The organism is Micromonospora fulviviridis (assembly GCF_014648395.1).
Lineage (GTDB): Bacteria > Actinomycetota > Actinomycetes > Mycobacteriales > Micromonosporaceae > Micromonospora > Micromonospora fulviviridis.
The window spans coordinates 74,601-87,566 of the sequence record NZ_BMRA01000011.1 but is presented as its reverse complement, the minus strand read 5'-3'; the positions used below and the strand labels follow the sequence as shown (position 1 = coordinate 87,566).

The following is a 12,966-nucleotide window of genomic DNA, read 5'->3' as shown; positions in this document are numbered from 1 at the left end:
GCGCTCGCCGCGCCCACCATGGCCGACTCCAGCGACCGCGACCACCAGAACAGGAGTACGCCGATCGCCGCCACGGTGATCAGCAGCTTCGGCACGGCGGCCCAGGCCCGGCCCTCGGCCACGTCGACGCCGGCCGTCCAGGGCGCCCCGAACGGGGTCCAGCCCACCACCCGGGCCACCCCGGTGAGCCGGTCCCAGTCGGCCTGCTGGACCGCGCCGAGCACCAGCAACTGCAACGGGCCGAGCAGCGCGGCGAGCACCGCGAGCAGCACGGCGGCCAGGTCGCGTACCCGGCGGGAGCGGAGCATGGTGGCGAAGGCGCTGGTCACCGCGCGGGCGGCGGCCACGCAGAGCAGCAGGCCGAGGAGCACCCCGAGCACCGTGACCAGCGCGGCGGACCAGCCGCCCAGCGCGCCGGCGGTGACCACCAGCCCGGCGACCGTGACCAGCGTCGCCAGCACCGGGACGCTGACCAGGGCGGCCGCGAACAGGCCGGTGACCAGGGTGCGGCGGGAGAGCGGGAGCAGCGCGAACCGGGCCGGGTCCAGGGTCTCGTCCACGCCGAAGAAGACCAGCGGCAACAGCAGCCAACCGAGGGTCAGCAGGCAGCCGCCGAAGGCGGCGGTCATCAGCGCGTACCGGGACTCGCCGGCCAGGCCGGGCGCGGCGAGCAGGAAGAAGCCGCCGGCGGCGAACCAGAGCCCGAACAGCACGCCGCCCACGAACAGCGCGATCCGCCACGCCTGGCCGCGGAAGTTGTTGCGCAGCACCCGCAGCTTGAGGCGGATGAAGTGCCGGGGCGAGACGGCCCGGGCCGGCCGCTCGGCGGCGGTCACCGGGACAGCCACGACAGCTCCTCGCCCGTCGCCGTCCGCCCGCCGACCACCTCGACGAAGACCTCCTCCAGCGACCGGTCGCCGCGCACCTCGGTGAGCGTGCCGACCCGCTTGATCCGGCCGTCGGCCAGGATGGCCACGTGCGAGCAGAGCCGCTCGACCACCTCCATGACGTGGCTGGAGAAGACCACCGTGCCGCCGCCCACGACGTAGCGGTGCAGGATGTCCCGGATCAGCGCCGCGGACACCGGGTCGACGGCCTCGAACGGCTCGTCCAGCACCAGCAGCCGGGGGCCGTGCAGCAGCGCGCAGGCCAGGCCGATCTTCTTTTTCATGCCGGCCGAGTAGTCGACCACCAGGGTGCGGCCGGCGTCGGTGAGCGCCAGCACGTCGAGCAGCTCCGCCGCCCGCTGTTCGACCACCGCCGGGTCCATGCCGCGCAGCAGACCCTGGTACGCCAGCAGCTCCGCACCGCTGAGCCGGTCGAAGAGGCGTACCCCGTCGGGCATGACGCCGAGCAGCCCCTTGGCGCGCACCGGGTCGGCCCAGACGTCGTACCCGAGCACCCGGGCCTGGCCGGCGTCGGGCCGCAGCAGGCCGACGGCCATGGAGAGGGTGGTCGTCTTGCCGGCCCCGTTCGGGCCCAGCAGCCCGTAGAACGAGCCGGTCGGCACGTCGAGGTCGACGCCGGCGACCGCGACCTTGGTGTCGAACCGCTTGGCCAGGCCACGGAGGGACAGCGCCGGGTGCTGATCGGTCATGCCCACGACCGTAGCCCGGCCCGGCCAGCGGTCGATCGGGCCAGAGGAGGATCTTCCCGTCCTCCTTGGTGCCTACTTTGACAGTGCGTGTGCAACCGGTCGCGGCCGTGAAGGGTGTCAGAGGCACAACCGCCACGGGGAGGGACAGTGGATGAGCCGGACGGGTTCGAGGAGTTCTACCGAGCCACCAGACAACGCGTCGTCACCGTGCTCTACGCGCTCGGTGGCGACCTGACCGAGGCCCAGGACGCCGCCCAGGAGGCGTACGTGCGGGCCTGGCAACGCTGGTCACGGATCAGCGGGTACGACGACCCGGAGGGGTGGGTCCGCACCGTCGGGTACCGCCTGCTGATCAACCGATGGCGCAAGGTCCGCAACGGTCTGGTGGCCCACCGGCGTCACGGTCCACCACCGGCCGCCGGGCCACCCTCGGAGAACACGGTGGCGCTGGTCGCCGCGCTGCGGCAACTCCCGGCGGACCAGCGGCACGCCATCGTCCTGCATCACCTGGCCGATCTGCCGGTGGCCGAGATCGCGGTACAGACCGGCACGCCGACCGGCACGGTCAAGGCCCGCCTCGCCCGCGGTCGCAAAGCCCTGGCGGCCCTGCTCGACGTCACGCTGCCCGAGGAGGTCAGCAATGCCTGATCAACTCTTCTCCGACCTCTACCGCGACACCGACCGCCTGACCTGGGCCCCGGTGGAGGAGGTGCGCCGCCGTGGCCGGCAGCGGACCCGGCGCGCGCGCGTCGCGGGCGTACTGGCCGTCGCTGTCGCCGTCGGTGTGCTCACCTCGGGCGCGGCCGTGCTCGCCGGTCACCGGGACGCCACGCCACCACTGCCACCCGCCACCGTCGTGCCCAGCACGCCCGGTGCCGACCCCACGGTCTCCCCGACGCCGTCGGCCGAGTCGAGCCCGAGCCCGGACGCGCAGTCGAGTCGCCGGCCGACCGGCGGCACCCCGTCCAGCCGGCCACCCAGCCGGGCGATCCCGGCCGGCGCGACCCTGCAACTCGCCGACCTGCCGCCCGGCTTCGCCATGTCGCAGGGCAGGATCAAGGTTGACTGGACCCTGGAATCGGCGGCCGTCTCCTGCGAGAACCGACTGCCGGCACTGTCGGTCGGCGCGCTGGCGGACCGCTTCGCGGTATTCGACTCGCCCACGGCCTGGCTGGCCGAACGGGTCACCCGCCACTCCCAGGCGGATGCCGTGACCTCGATGAAGCGGGTGCGGCGGATCGTCGCCGACTGCGTGCCGGCTCGTCCCGACGACTCCCTCTCGATCCTCGCGGAGGGGTTGGGCGGCGACGACGGGGTGCTGGTGGGGGGCGAGATCAAGGGGATCCCGAGCCGTTGGCTCTTCGTCCGGCAGGGTGACCTCGTGGCGCAACTCCGGCTCGACCACCAGGCGACGCCGGACGAGGCACGCCACTTCGCGAAGCTCGTGGCGGACCGGCTCTGCGTCGGCACCGACGCCTGCTGAGCACGCACGCCCCGGGGAGCGCTAGAGCCGCAGCGTCTCCGGGGTGTGCAGGCGGAGCATCGTGACGCCGACGTCCCGCGGCAGCCGCCGCCGGGTGGCCATGGACACCGCCACCATCACGGTGAACGCCAGCGGCACCGTCCACGCGGCCGGCTGGGTGGTGAGCGTGGCCGGCCAGCCGGACAGCGGCGGCCCGAGCACGGTGAGCAGGACCGCGCCGATCGCGGCGCCGCCGCCGACCAGCACCCCGGCGGCGGCGCCCAGGTCGGTGAGGCCGCGCCACCAGATGCCGAGGACCAGCAGCGGGCAGAAGCTCGACGCGGCGACCGCGAAGGCCAGCCCGACCACCTGCGAGACGTCCAGCCCGGAGACGTTGAGCGCGAGCACCGCCGGCACCCCACCGGCGATCACCGTGGCCAGCCGGAAGCCGCGTACCGAGCCGCGGCCGAGGACGTCCGTGGAGATCACCCCGGCCACGCTGGTGAGCAGGCCGGACGAGGTGGAGAGGAAGGCCGCGAACGCCCCCGCGGCCACCAGCGCGGCGAGCAGCCGGCCGGTGGTGCCGTCGCCGAGCGTCGCACCGGGCAGCAGCACCACCACGGCGTCGGTCTGCCCGGTGACCAGCAACTGCGGCGTGTAGATCCGGCCCAGCACGCCGTAGATCGTGGGCAGCAGGTAGAAGACGCCGACCAGGGCCAGCACCACCAGCGTGGTGCGCCGGGCGGCGGCCCCGTCGGGGTTGGTGTAGAAGCGCACCAGCACGTGCGGCAGGCCCATGGTGCCGAGGAAGGTGGCCAGGATCAGCGAGTAGGTCCCGAACAGGCCCCGGTCGTCGTCGCCGGCCGTGTCCGGCAGCAGCCAGTCGGTGGCGTCGGTGGCCGTGCCGGAGACCTCGGGCACCGGGTCGCCGGCGGCGAAGTCGAGACGGTCGCCGGGGCGTACCTCCCGGATGTCGCCGTCGGGCAGGGTGAGGGTCGCGCGGTGCTCGACCACCACGGTGGTCGCGGTCCGGAACATCGGCCCGTCGGGCGGCGTCACCGCCGGGCGGGCGTCGGCCTGCCACTGCAATGCCAGGAAGATCGCGGGTACGGCGAGCGCGGTGAGCTTCAGCCAGTATTGAAAAGCCTGGACGAAGGTGATCGCCCGCATCCCGCCCAGCGCGACGTTGGCGGTCACCACCACGGCGACCAGCAGCGCCCCCACCGGGTAGGGCGAGCCGGCCACCGTGGCCAGGGTCAGCCCGGCGCCCTGGAGTTGTGGCACCAGGTAGAGCCAGCCGATGAAGATCACGAAGACGGTGGCCAGCTTCCGCAGCCGCCGCGAGCCGAGCCGCACCTCGCAGAAGTCGGGCAGGGTGAACGCCCCGGAGCGACGCAGCGGGGCGGCCACGAAGAGCAGCAGCGCCAGGTAGCCGGCGGCGAAGCCGACCGGGTACCAGAGCACGTCGACGCCGTACTTGAGGATCAGCCCGGCCACGCCGAGGAAGCTCGCCGCCGACAGGTACTCCCCGCCGATGGCGGCGGCGTTCCAGGTCGGGCTGATCGCCCGGGAGGCGACCAGGAAGTCGGAGGTGGTGCGGGCCAGCCGCAGCCCGTAGAAGCCGATCCCCACGGTGACCAGGGTGACCGCCACGATCGCGGGGACCACGTACCCGTTGGTCATCAGCGCTCCGGCCGCTGGACCAGGTCGGTGAAGTCCTGCTCGTTCCGCTCCGCCAGCCGCACGTACGCCCAGCCGACCACGATGAGGAACGGGAAGGCGACCACACCGAGCAGCAGCCAGGGCAGGTTGACGCCGAGCACGGTGACCCGGCCGACCGAGGGCGCGATGGCGAAGAGCCAGGGCAGGCCGCCCAGCCCGATCAGCACCAGCAGGCTCAACCGCAGGGCCAGCGAGAGCTGGGCCCGCACGAGGCCCTGCACCAGCGTCTCGCCGACCCGGGTCTGCTGGGTCAGCTCCGAGCGGGTGCGGTCGGCGCGGCTGCCCGGCCGGGAGACCTCGGCCAGCACGACGCGGGTCCTGGCCGGCTGCGGGGCGCGCGGGACGGGCACCGGAGCCGCCTGCGCGGGCCGCCCCGGAACGTCCCGCTCCTCCGCTCCGGTCATCCTCGGCAGTCTCGCCTGATCAGCGGGAATGTCAAGAGGACCGGGACGGCCCTGTGCACAACTTGTGGATAACGCTTCACTCCTGTGGACAACCCGGTGGATGACGGCCGCCTCGTTGTGGACGACGGAGCGGGATGCCACCTTCTGAGCGTTGCCTGGAACCTTCCGTCCGCCTGGTGAGTGGAACAGGTGGAGAGGGGAGGTGACGGTGTCCGACGGTGAGCTGATCTCCGAGCTGTACGCCGGCTGTTTCCGCCGGCTGGTCGTCCAGTTGTACGCGGTGACCGGTGATCTGGGCGAGGCGCAGGAGGCGGTCCAGGAGGCGTTCACCCGCGCGCTGGCCGCGCCCCGGCGGCTCGCCGGTCTGGACAACCCGGAGGCGTGGCTGCGCCGGGTGGCGGTGAACGTCGCCCGCAGCCGGCACCGGCGGCGCCGGGTGTTGGACACCCTGCTGCGGCGGATCGGTCCGCCACCCGCCGTGGCCGACCGGTCGCCCGAGCACCTGGCCCTGCTGGCCGCGCTGCGCGGGCTGCCCGAGGGACAGCGGCAGGCGCTGGCCCTGCACTACCTGGTCGACCTGCCGGTGGACGAGGTCGCGGCGACGCTGGGCGTCTCCCCCGGCACGGTCAAGTCCCGGCTCTCCCGCGGCCGCCAGGCCCTGGCCGTGCTGCTCTCCGACCCCGAGTCCGCCGACAACAGCACCGGGAGGATCGATGTCCGATCGTGAGTTCACCGGCTTCGACGTGGAGACCGTGGCGGAGGCGGTACGGCAACCGCCCCTGGCCGACCTGCGGGCAGCAGCCCGGTCCCGCCGCCGGCAGCGGTCGGCGGTGCTGGCGGTGACCGTACTGGTGGCCCTGGCCGGCGTGGCGGCGGTGCCGCTGGCCGCGCGGTCCGGCGGGACCGGCTGGGCCGGCCCGGACCAGCCGCCGGCCCGTCCCGACCGCGCTGGCGCGGTCGTGCTGACCGACCCGGATTCCGGGGTGGCGATCACCCGATTCCGGTGCACCGTCTGGTTCGCGCACACCGACGACGGCGGTCGGACCTGGTCCGACTGGGACGAGGCACGCTACCGGCCGAGCACCTGCGGGCCTGACGACGATGCCCCGGACCTGGAGTACGCCGTGCTCGCACAGGGTGTCTATCTCATCCGTGAGGAAGCCGGGTCACACCTGTCCACCGACGGCGGCCGCACCTGGCGGGACGCGGACCGGGCCATCGTGCCGGTGGCGGCGTTCCCGGCGGAGGCCCGCCCGGTCTTCTGCCAGCAGGGCTGCGGTGCGGTCCGGGAGCCACTGGCGGTGGACGGGGCGACGGTGTATCGGCTCGCCGGGAGGTCACCGTCGCCGTATCCGCCGTTCAGCATCTATCCGGCGGCGGACGGGTCGGTGTGGGTGACCTACTGGCCGGGCGAGCCGGACCAGCCGATGATCGTCGCGCGCAGCGCCGATCGGGGCGCGACCTGGACCAGTTGGCGGCCCGAGGTTGGGGCGAACGTGGTGGCTGCCGTCGGAGCCGACGAGCGGGAGGGTTACCTGCTGATCGAGCCGGGTCCCCCGCTCGGGTCGACGACGCTGACCGGTCCGGCGAGGCTGCTACGGACCACGGACGGTGGGCGGACCTGGGTCGACACCGGCACGGACCTGCCGGCGACCCAGGCGAACCCGAACTTCACGATCGGGTCGGACGGCTCGCTGCTGGTGTCGCTCTGGGGGGACGACGCACCCGAGCCTTCGGCGAAGCTCCTGGTCAGCCGGGACGGTGGACGGCACTTCAGCGTCTCGCGCGACTACCGGAGTCTGGAGGGGACCGCCGGGGTCGCCCAGGGTCGGGCCTGGCTCTACGGGCGGGACGACCGGTCGGACGCCGCACCGGATCACGTCATCGTGACCACCGACGGCACGGGCTGGACCCGGTTTCCCCTGCCGCACTGAGCCTCGGTGCCGGCGCGGCCCACCGGAGGCCGCGCCGACGCCGCGCTCACTCCAGTCCGACGCGTACCGGATCGGCGGTGGCCGAGCCGAGCCAGGTGTGCGGGTTGCCGAACCAGCACCAGCCGAGCTTCGGCGCGCCCTGGCTGATCCAGAGCGCCGGCACCCGCTTGTCGCCGCAGCGGGAGCCGACCAGCGAGAAGCACCGGTTGCTGGCCAGGGCCGGCGGGTGCAGGGTGACGAAGGCGAGGCCCTCGTCGATGGTGATCGGCAGCCGGCCCCGGGTGGTCATCTCCGCCAGCGCGGTCGAGGGCGGCAGGTTCCGGTACTCCTCGCCCCGGTCGACGTCGAAGAGCAGGTACGCCGGCCCGGCGGGCACCTCCAGCTCCTTGATCGGGTCGAACGTCGGCAGGTCGTCGGCGGGGAAGTTCCGGTCGAGGATGCCGGGCTTCCGCTTGCCGGCGAGCGTGGTCAACGCGATCCGCTCCTGGACGGGCACCAGCTCGCGGGTGGTCACCAGCAGGAAGGGCACTCGCCCATCGGTGGGTGTGGACAGGTCGGCCGCCCCGGCGACGGCCGCGCCGCGCAGCGGGGTGAGCAGGTCCCGGAAGGCGTCCTCGGTCAGCCCGGCCAGGGCGGGGTAGCCGAGCAGCACGAGGCGGTCGAGTTGACGGTCGAATTCGGTCGCGGCGTCGTAGCGGCTGTCGGGCATGCGGCCTCCATCTGTCGTACGGCGTCCCGTACAGCGTACGACAAGGAGCGCGTATTCCCGACCAGCGGAAGAATTTCTGGGATCAGCGGTTCCAGTCCTGCTTGGCCGCGCGGACCAGCTTGTCCTTCAGCTCCCGGGTGTGCCGGCGGCTCACCGGCAGCTCGGTCCCGTCGATCACCACCACGTAGCCGGAGTTGACCAGCCGCAGCTCGGCGATCAGCTTGAGCTGCACCAGGTAGGACCGGTGGATCCGGACGAACCCCGCGTCGGCCCACCGCTCGGCCAGCGTGGCCAGCGACACCCGGACCAGGTGCGAGCCGTCCGACGTGTGCAGCCGGGCGTAGTCGCCCTGCGCCTCCACCCAGCGCACCGCCGAGCGGGGCAGCATCCGGGTGGTGCCGGCCAGCTCGATCGGGATGGTCGGATCCTCCTCGGCCCGGGCCAGCGCCGCCGGATGCGAGGGGACCACCCGCGCGCCGATCACCCGGCGCAGCGACTCGGCCAGCCGATCGGCGCGGACCGGCTTGCGCACGTAGTCCGTGGCGCCCAGGTCGAAGGCGTCCACCGCGCCGTCGTCGTACGCGGTCACGAACACGATCGCCGGCGGCCGGGCGAACCTGCGCAGCACCCGGGCCAGCTCCATGCCGTCCAGCCCGGGCATCCGGATGTCCAGGAAGACCACGTCCACGTCGCCGTCGCGCAGCACCCGCAACGCCTCGGTCGCGTCGCCGGCGGTGTCCAGCCGGGCCACCCGCGGATCGGCCCGCAGGTGGTAGGCCAACTCGTCCAGCGCCGGCGGCTCGTCGTCGACCGCCAGCACACGGAGAAATCCGGTCGCGGCGTTCATGACGTCGCCCGTACCCCGGGATGGAACTTCGGCACCCGCATGCTGACCTTCGTACCCGAGCCCAGGCCGGTCTCGACGACCAGGCCGAACCGGTCCCCGAAGGCCGACCGGAGCCGCTCGTCGACGTTCGAGAGGCCGACGTGCTGGCCCGGGTCGTCCGCCGGGTCGCTGCCGGCGCCGGAGACCTCGGCGATGCCGGCGGTCAGCGTCGTCGGATCCATCCCCACCCCGTCGTCCTCCACCGTGATGTGGCACTCGGCGCCCGCGTCCCGGGCCTCGATGCTCACCATGCCGGTGCCCGGCTTGCGGGACAACCCGTGGCGGACCGCGTTCTCGACCAACGGCTGGAGGCAGAGGAACGGCAGGGTCACCGGCAGCACCTCCGGCGCGATCTGGAGCCGCACCTGGAGCCGCTCGCCGAAGCGGGCCCGCTCGATGGTCAGGTAGCGGTCGATCGAGCGCAGCTCCTCGGCGAGCGTGGTGAACTCCCCGTGCGCCCGGAACGAGTAGCGGGTGAACTCGGCGAACTCCAGGATCAGCTCGCGGGCCCGCTCCGGGTCGGTCCGGACGAACGAGCCGATCGCGGTCAGCGCGTTGTAGATGAAGTGCGGGCTGATCTGGGCGCGCAGCGCGCGTACCTCGGCCCGGGCGAGGCGCTCACGGGAGGAGTCCAGCTCGGCCAGGGCGAGCTGGTCACCGGCCCAGTGCGCGGTCTCCAGGGTCGCCTGCACCAGCCCCGGGGCCGGCTGCTCGTCGGCCACCGCCACCAGCGCCCCGACCACCCGGCCGTCGGCGCTCAGCGGGGCCACCACGGCGCCCCGGACCGGGCAGTCGACCAGGTCGCAGTGCAGCTCCGACTCGCGCAGCACGGTCGAGCGCCCGGTGCCGACCGCCTTCCGGGCCGCCGCGAGCAGCTGGTCGCCGTGATGCGTGCCGTGCCCGTCGAGGGCGAGCAGCACGTCCCGGTCCGTGAGGGCCAGCCCGGCCGCCCCCACCAGGGCCCGCAGATGGCGTACGGCCTTCGCCGCGCCCGCCTCGCTCAGGCCGCCCCGCAGCGGCTCGGCGGCGAGCCCGGCGGTGTGCAGCACCTCGTACGTGGCCCGCTGGGTGGCCGTGGCGATGCCCCGGCGGGCGCGCAGCCGCAGCACCGCCCAGAGCGCCGCGGCCAGCGCGGTGACCAGCGAGACGACGCCGAACACGGCCGAGAGGTTGCCACCCACGACACAGATCCTGACCGGTGGCGGCCGCAACGCCAACCCCGCGTCGCTCGCGACCTACCACCGGGGTGGCAGGGCCGGGACGGCGCCGCCCAGCGGATCGGCCAGCAGCTCCGTGAAGCCCAGTTCGGCGGCGCCGACCAGGGTGGCGTCGTCGCCGAGCGCCGAGGTGCGCAGCCGTACGCGTTCCCTGGCCACGGGCAGCACGTTGGCGGCGATGCGGGCCCGGACCGGGTCCGCCGCGCCGGAATAGACGTCGCGCAGCATCCCGCCGAAGATCACGATGCCCGGGTTGAACAGGTTGATCAGGTTCGCCACGCCGACCCCGAGCCAGTCGCCGATGCGGCGCAGCGCCTCGCGGGCCGCCGGGTCGCCCCGGCCGGCGTCGGTCACCACGTCCCGGAGGGCCGCACGGCCGAACAGGTCGGCCGGCCGCCCGGCGGCGTCCAGCAGGGCCCGCTCGCCGACCTCCGCCTCCAGGCAGCCGTGGGAGCCGCACCCGCAGGGCCGCCCGTGATGCGGGTTGACCACCATGTGCCCCAGCTCGCAGGCGTAGCCGCCGTCACCGTCGAGCAGCCTGCCGCCGACGATGATCCCGCCGCCCACGCCGACGTCGCCGTGCAGGTAGATCATGTTCTGGAAGCCGACGCCCGCGCCGCGTCGCTGCTCGGCCACCGCCCCGAGGTGGGCCTCGTTGCCCACCGGCACCGGCCGGGGCAGGCCCAGCCGGCGGCCGAGTTCGGCACCGAACGCCTGGTCCACCCACCCCAGGTCCGGCCCGAACCGGACCATCCCGTCGCCCGGCCGGATCATCCCGCAGTACGACGCGCCCAACCCGACGCACACCGCCTCCGGTGGGGCCGCGTCGAGCAGTTGACGACCGAACCCGGCGAGGACGTCGACCACCCGGTCGAGGTCGGCGCCCGCGCGGGGGCGGGACGCCCACCTGCGGTCCAGCAGGACGCCGCCCAGCCCGACGCGGGCGGCGGTCACCCAGTCCACGGCGACGTCGAACGCCAGCACGTACACCCCGGCGGTCTCGGGCCGGACCACCAGCGACGGCCGCCCGGTCCGGCCGGTGTCCGTCGGCGCCTCCTCGCGGACCAGTCCCGCGGCGGTCAGTTCCGAGGTCAGAGCCATGATCGTGCTGCGGTTCAGGCCCATCCGCTCCGCCAGCGCCGCGCGGGAGACCGATCCGTCCAGGTGGACGTGCCGGAGCAGGGTGCCGAGGTTGCGCCGGCGGATCTCCTCCTGGAGCAACGTGACCTCCCGCGTCGGTCGCTCCGGGCGTTCCGCCTAGTAGGCGCCCTTGCGGGCGAGCACCACCCCGACGGTCCGCCACAGGATGCTCAGGTCGTATGCCAGCGACCAGTTGTCGACGTAGTAGAGGTCGAGCCGGACCGCCTCGTCCCAGGAGAGGTCGGAGCGGCCGGAGACCTGCCACAGCCCCGTCATGCCCGGACGGACCAGCAGCCGGCGCCGGACGTCGCCCAGGAAGTCGCCGTCGTCGGCGGGGAGCGGGCGCGGGCCGACCAGCGACATCTCGCCCCAGAGCACGTTGATCAGCTGGGGCAGCTCGTCCAGGGAGGAGGCGCGCAGGAAGCGGCCCACCGGGAAGACCCGGGGGTCCTGCTTCATCTTGAACAGCATGCCGTCGGTCTCGTTCTGGTCGACCAGGCCGGCCAGCCGCTCCTCGGCGTCGACGTACATGGTGCGGAACTTCCAGACCCGGAAGGTCCGCCCCTCGTGCCCGACCCGGGGCTGCCGGAAGAAGACCGGCCCGCGGTCGGAGATCCGGATGGCGATCGCGATCGCGGCGAAGAGCGGGGCCAGCAGCACCAGGCCCAGCCCGGCGGCGACCCGGTCCATCAGGCTCTTGGCCAGCAGCGCCGGCCCGGACAGGGTCGGCTCCTCGACGTGCAGCAGCGGCAGGCCCTCGATGGGGCGGATGTGCACCCGCGGGCCGGCGATGTCGGTGAGCTGGGGCGCGACCACCAGGTCGACGCCGGAGCCCTCCAGCTGCCAGGCCATCCGGCGCAGCTCGCCCGGCTCGGCGCTGGCCGAGCCGCAGACCGCGATGGTGTCCCCGCCGACCTCACGCACCAGGGCGAGCACGTCCCGGCCGGCGTAGACCGGCACCGGGGTCTCGATGCCGCGGGCGGCGGCGTACCCGTCGGTGAGGTGGATGGCCACCGGGACCAGCCCGGCCCCGGGGTTGCGGGTGACCGCGGTGTAGACCTCCAGGCACTCCGGCAGGGTGCCGACCAGCACCATCCGGTGCCCGGCCTGGCCGATGCGGCGGCGGACGGTGTGCAGCGCCAGCCGGGCCACCATCCGGACCAGCAGGATCAGCAGCATCGCGCCGAGCAGGGCGAAGCCGACCGTCCACCGGGAGAGCGAGTAGGTCTTCGTCGCGAAGGCGATGAAGGAGACGGTGGCGGCGACCGCCACGCCGGCCCGGGTCACCCGTTTGAACTCGTCCGGCCCGAGCCCGAGGTAGCGCCGGTCGTAGGCCCGGTTGCCCCACAGGATGAGCAGCCAGCCGAGCGGCAGCAGCACGAACGCGACCGTGTAGAACCACGACTGGGGCGCGTGCCGGAAGCCCGAGTCGGCCTGCTCGAAGATCTGGATGGCCAGGAAGCTGGCCAGCGCCGCCGCGCCGAAGTCGAGCAGCAGGAGGATGGCGATGTAGGGGCGATGCCAGCGGGACACCCGGCGCCGGGCACGGGCCCACGCCAACCGGGGTACGCCGTTGTGCGACGGCGGAGTCGGCGGCTGGATCTCGAAGCTGTCGACGTGCCGCACGCTCTTGCTCCGGCCTGTGTTGGTTACCGGGCGCTGGAGGCTTGTCGTCACCTCAACCAGTGTCCTCCCGCATGACGCGCGCCCTCACTCGCCGTGAGGGCCCGGGTCGCCCACCGTCCCAGTCTCCCACGCGGGCCCGGCCCGGACCGCCCCCCGAGGGAGAAGCCGTCCGATGGTGCTCGCGGAGATCTGGCCGGCTTCGAGTCGGTTGTGAAGCCGGGGACCGAGCCACTATACCGATGGATGGCGGCCCGGGTAGAGGTGCGGAG

At 73.7% G+C, this 12,966-nt stretch carries 12 protein-coding genes and 1 pseudogene; 4 read left to right on the top strand and 9 right to left on the bottom strand.

Features of this window, described 5'->3' with window-relative positions:
- Positions 1-848 (bottom strand): annotated as a pseudogene (locus IEY96_RS32915) (ABC transporter permease); the annotation flags it as partial.
- Complete coding sequence (locus IEY96_RS25815) at positions 833-1,597, bottom strand: ABC transporter ATP-binding protein (protein ID WP_189197411.1); 765 nt, start codon at positions 1,595-1,597, stop codon at positions 833-835. The pseudogene IEY96_RS32915 and the gene IEY96_RS25815, both read right to left, overlap by 16 nt.
- A gap of 147 nt (positions 1,598-1,744) precedes the next feature.
- Here IEY96_RS25815 and IEY96_RS25810 point away from each other — a divergent pair, with 147 nt between their 5' ends.
- Positions 1,745-2,245 carry a SigE family RNA polymerase sigma factor gene (locus IEY96_RS25810; RefSeq protein WP_189197410.1) on the top strand — a complete coding sequence of 167 codons (501 nt, stop codon included), beginning with the start codon at positions 1,745-1,747 and terminating at the stop codon, positions 2,243-2,245.
- On the top strand, positions 2,238-3,080 hold the full coding sequence (locus IEY96_RS32910) for a hypothetical protein (protein WP_229791911.1): 843 nt from the start codon (positions 2,238-2,240) through the stop codon (positions 3,078-3,080). The genes IEY96_RS25810 and IEY96_RS32910 overlap by 8 nt, the downstream gene beginning before the upstream one ends.
- A gap of 21 nt (positions 3,081-3,101) precedes the next feature.
- Here IEY96_RS32910 and IEY96_RS25800 read toward each other — a convergent pair whose 3' ends face one another.
- Positions 3,102-4,742 carry a sodium/solute symporter gene (locus IEY96_RS25800; RefSeq protein WP_189197409.1) on the bottom strand — a complete coding sequence of 547 codons (1,641 nt, stop codon included), beginning with the start codon at positions 4,740-4,742 and terminating at the stop codon, positions 3,102-3,104.
- Positions 4,742-5,185: a hypothetical protein gene (locus IEY96_RS25795; protein ID WP_229791910.1), complete on the bottom strand. Its 444-nt coding sequence runs from the start codon at positions 5,183-5,185 to the stop codon at positions 4,742-4,744. The genes IEY96_RS25800 and IEY96_RS25795 overlap by 1 nt, the downstream gene beginning before the upstream one ends.
- Before the next feature lie 202 nt (positions 5,186-5,387).
- Between IEY96_RS25795 and IEY96_RS25790 the strand changes: the two genes are divergently transcribed.
- On the top strand, positions 5,388-5,912 hold the full coding sequence (locus tag IEY96_RS25790) for an RNA polymerase sigma factor (RefSeq protein WP_229791909.1): 525 nt from the start codon (positions 5,388-5,390) through the stop codon (positions 5,910-5,912).
- The gene (locus tag IEY96_RS25785; RefSeq protein ID WP_189197408.1) at positions 5,899-7,119 is read left to right on the top strand and encodes a beta propeller repeat protein; all 1,221 of its coding nucleotides are present in this window, start codon (positions 5,899-5,901) and stop codon (positions 7,117-7,119) included. The genes IEY96_RS25790 and IEY96_RS25785 overlap by 14 nt, the downstream gene beginning before the upstream one ends.
- Before the next feature lie 46 nt (positions 7,120-7,165).
- Here the strand turns inward: IEY96_RS25785 and IEY96_RS25780 are convergent, their stop codons facing one another.
- The 5 genes from IEY96_RS25780 to IEY96_RS25760 all read right to left on the bottom strand — a co-directional run bounded on the left by IEY96_RS25780 (position 7,166) and on the right by IEY96_RS25760 (position 12,697).
- A complete protein-coding gene (locus tag IEY96_RS25780) occupies positions 7,166-7,828 on the bottom strand; it encodes a DUF5701 family protein (protein WP_189197407.1) in 663 nt (220 codons plus the stop codon).
- Between the two features lie 82 nt (positions 7,829-7,910).
- Positions 7,911-8,675, bottom strand: coding sequence for a LytR/AlgR family response regulator transcription factor (locus IEY96_RS25775; protein WP_189197406.1), 765 nt, complete (start codon positions 8,673-8,675; stop codon positions 7,911-7,913).
- Positions 8,672-9,895 carry a sensor histidine kinase gene (locus IEY96_RS25770; protein ID WP_189197405.1) on the bottom strand — a complete coding sequence of 408 codons (1,224 nt, stop codon included), beginning with the start codon at positions 9,893-9,895 and terminating at the stop codon, positions 8,672-8,674. The genes IEY96_RS25775 and IEY96_RS25770 overlap by 4 nt, the downstream gene beginning before the upstream one ends.
- A gap of 54 nt (positions 9,896-9,949) precedes the next feature.
- Positions 9,950-11,152 (bottom strand): ROK family transcriptional regulator, encoded by a 1,203-nt coding sequence (locus tag IEY96_RS25765; protein ID WP_189197404.1) that lies wholly within the window; start codon positions 11,150-11,152, stop codon positions 9,950-9,952.
- Positions 11,153-11,188: 36 nt separating this feature from the next.
- The gene (locus IEY96_RS25760) at positions 11,189-12,697 is read right to left on the bottom strand and encodes a sugar transferase (RefSeq protein WP_189197403.1); all 1,509 of its coding nucleotides are present in this window, start codon (positions 12,695-12,697) and stop codon (positions 11,189-11,191) included.
- Between the last annotated feature and the right edge of the window lie 269 nt (positions 12,698-12,966).

Excerpts from the sequence above, each read along its gene's own strand:
- IEY96_RS25795 (WP_229791910.1), bottom strand. The coding sequence starts at position 5,185 with ATGACCGGAGCGGAGGAGCGGGACGTTCCGGGGCGGCCCGCGCAGGCG.
- IEY96_RS25815 (WP_189197411.1), bottom strand. The coding sequence starts at position 1,597 with ATGACCGATCAGCACCCGGCGCTGTCCCTCCGTGGCCTGGCCAAGCGG.
- IEY96_RS25785 (WP_189197408.1), top strand. The coding sequence starts at position 5,899 with ATGTCCGATCGTGAGTTCACCGGCTTCGACGTGGAGACCGTGGCGGAG.
- IEY96_RS25780 (WP_189197407.1), bottom strand. The coding sequence starts at position 7,828 with ATGCCCGACAGCCGCTACGACGCCGCGACCGAATTCGACCGTCAACTC.
- IEY96_RS25800 (WP_189197409.1), bottom strand. The coding sequence starts at position 4,742 with ATGACCAACGGGTACGTGGTCCCCGCGATCGTGGCGGTCACCCTGGTC.
- IEY96_RS25775 (WP_189197406.1), bottom strand. The coding sequence starts at position 8,675 with ATGAACGCCGCGACCGGATTTCTCCGTGTGCTGGCGGTCGACGACGAG.
- IEY96_RS32910 (WP_229791911.1), top strand. The coding sequence starts at position 2,238 with ATGCCTGATCAACTCTTCTCCGACCTCTACCGCGACACCGACCGCCTG.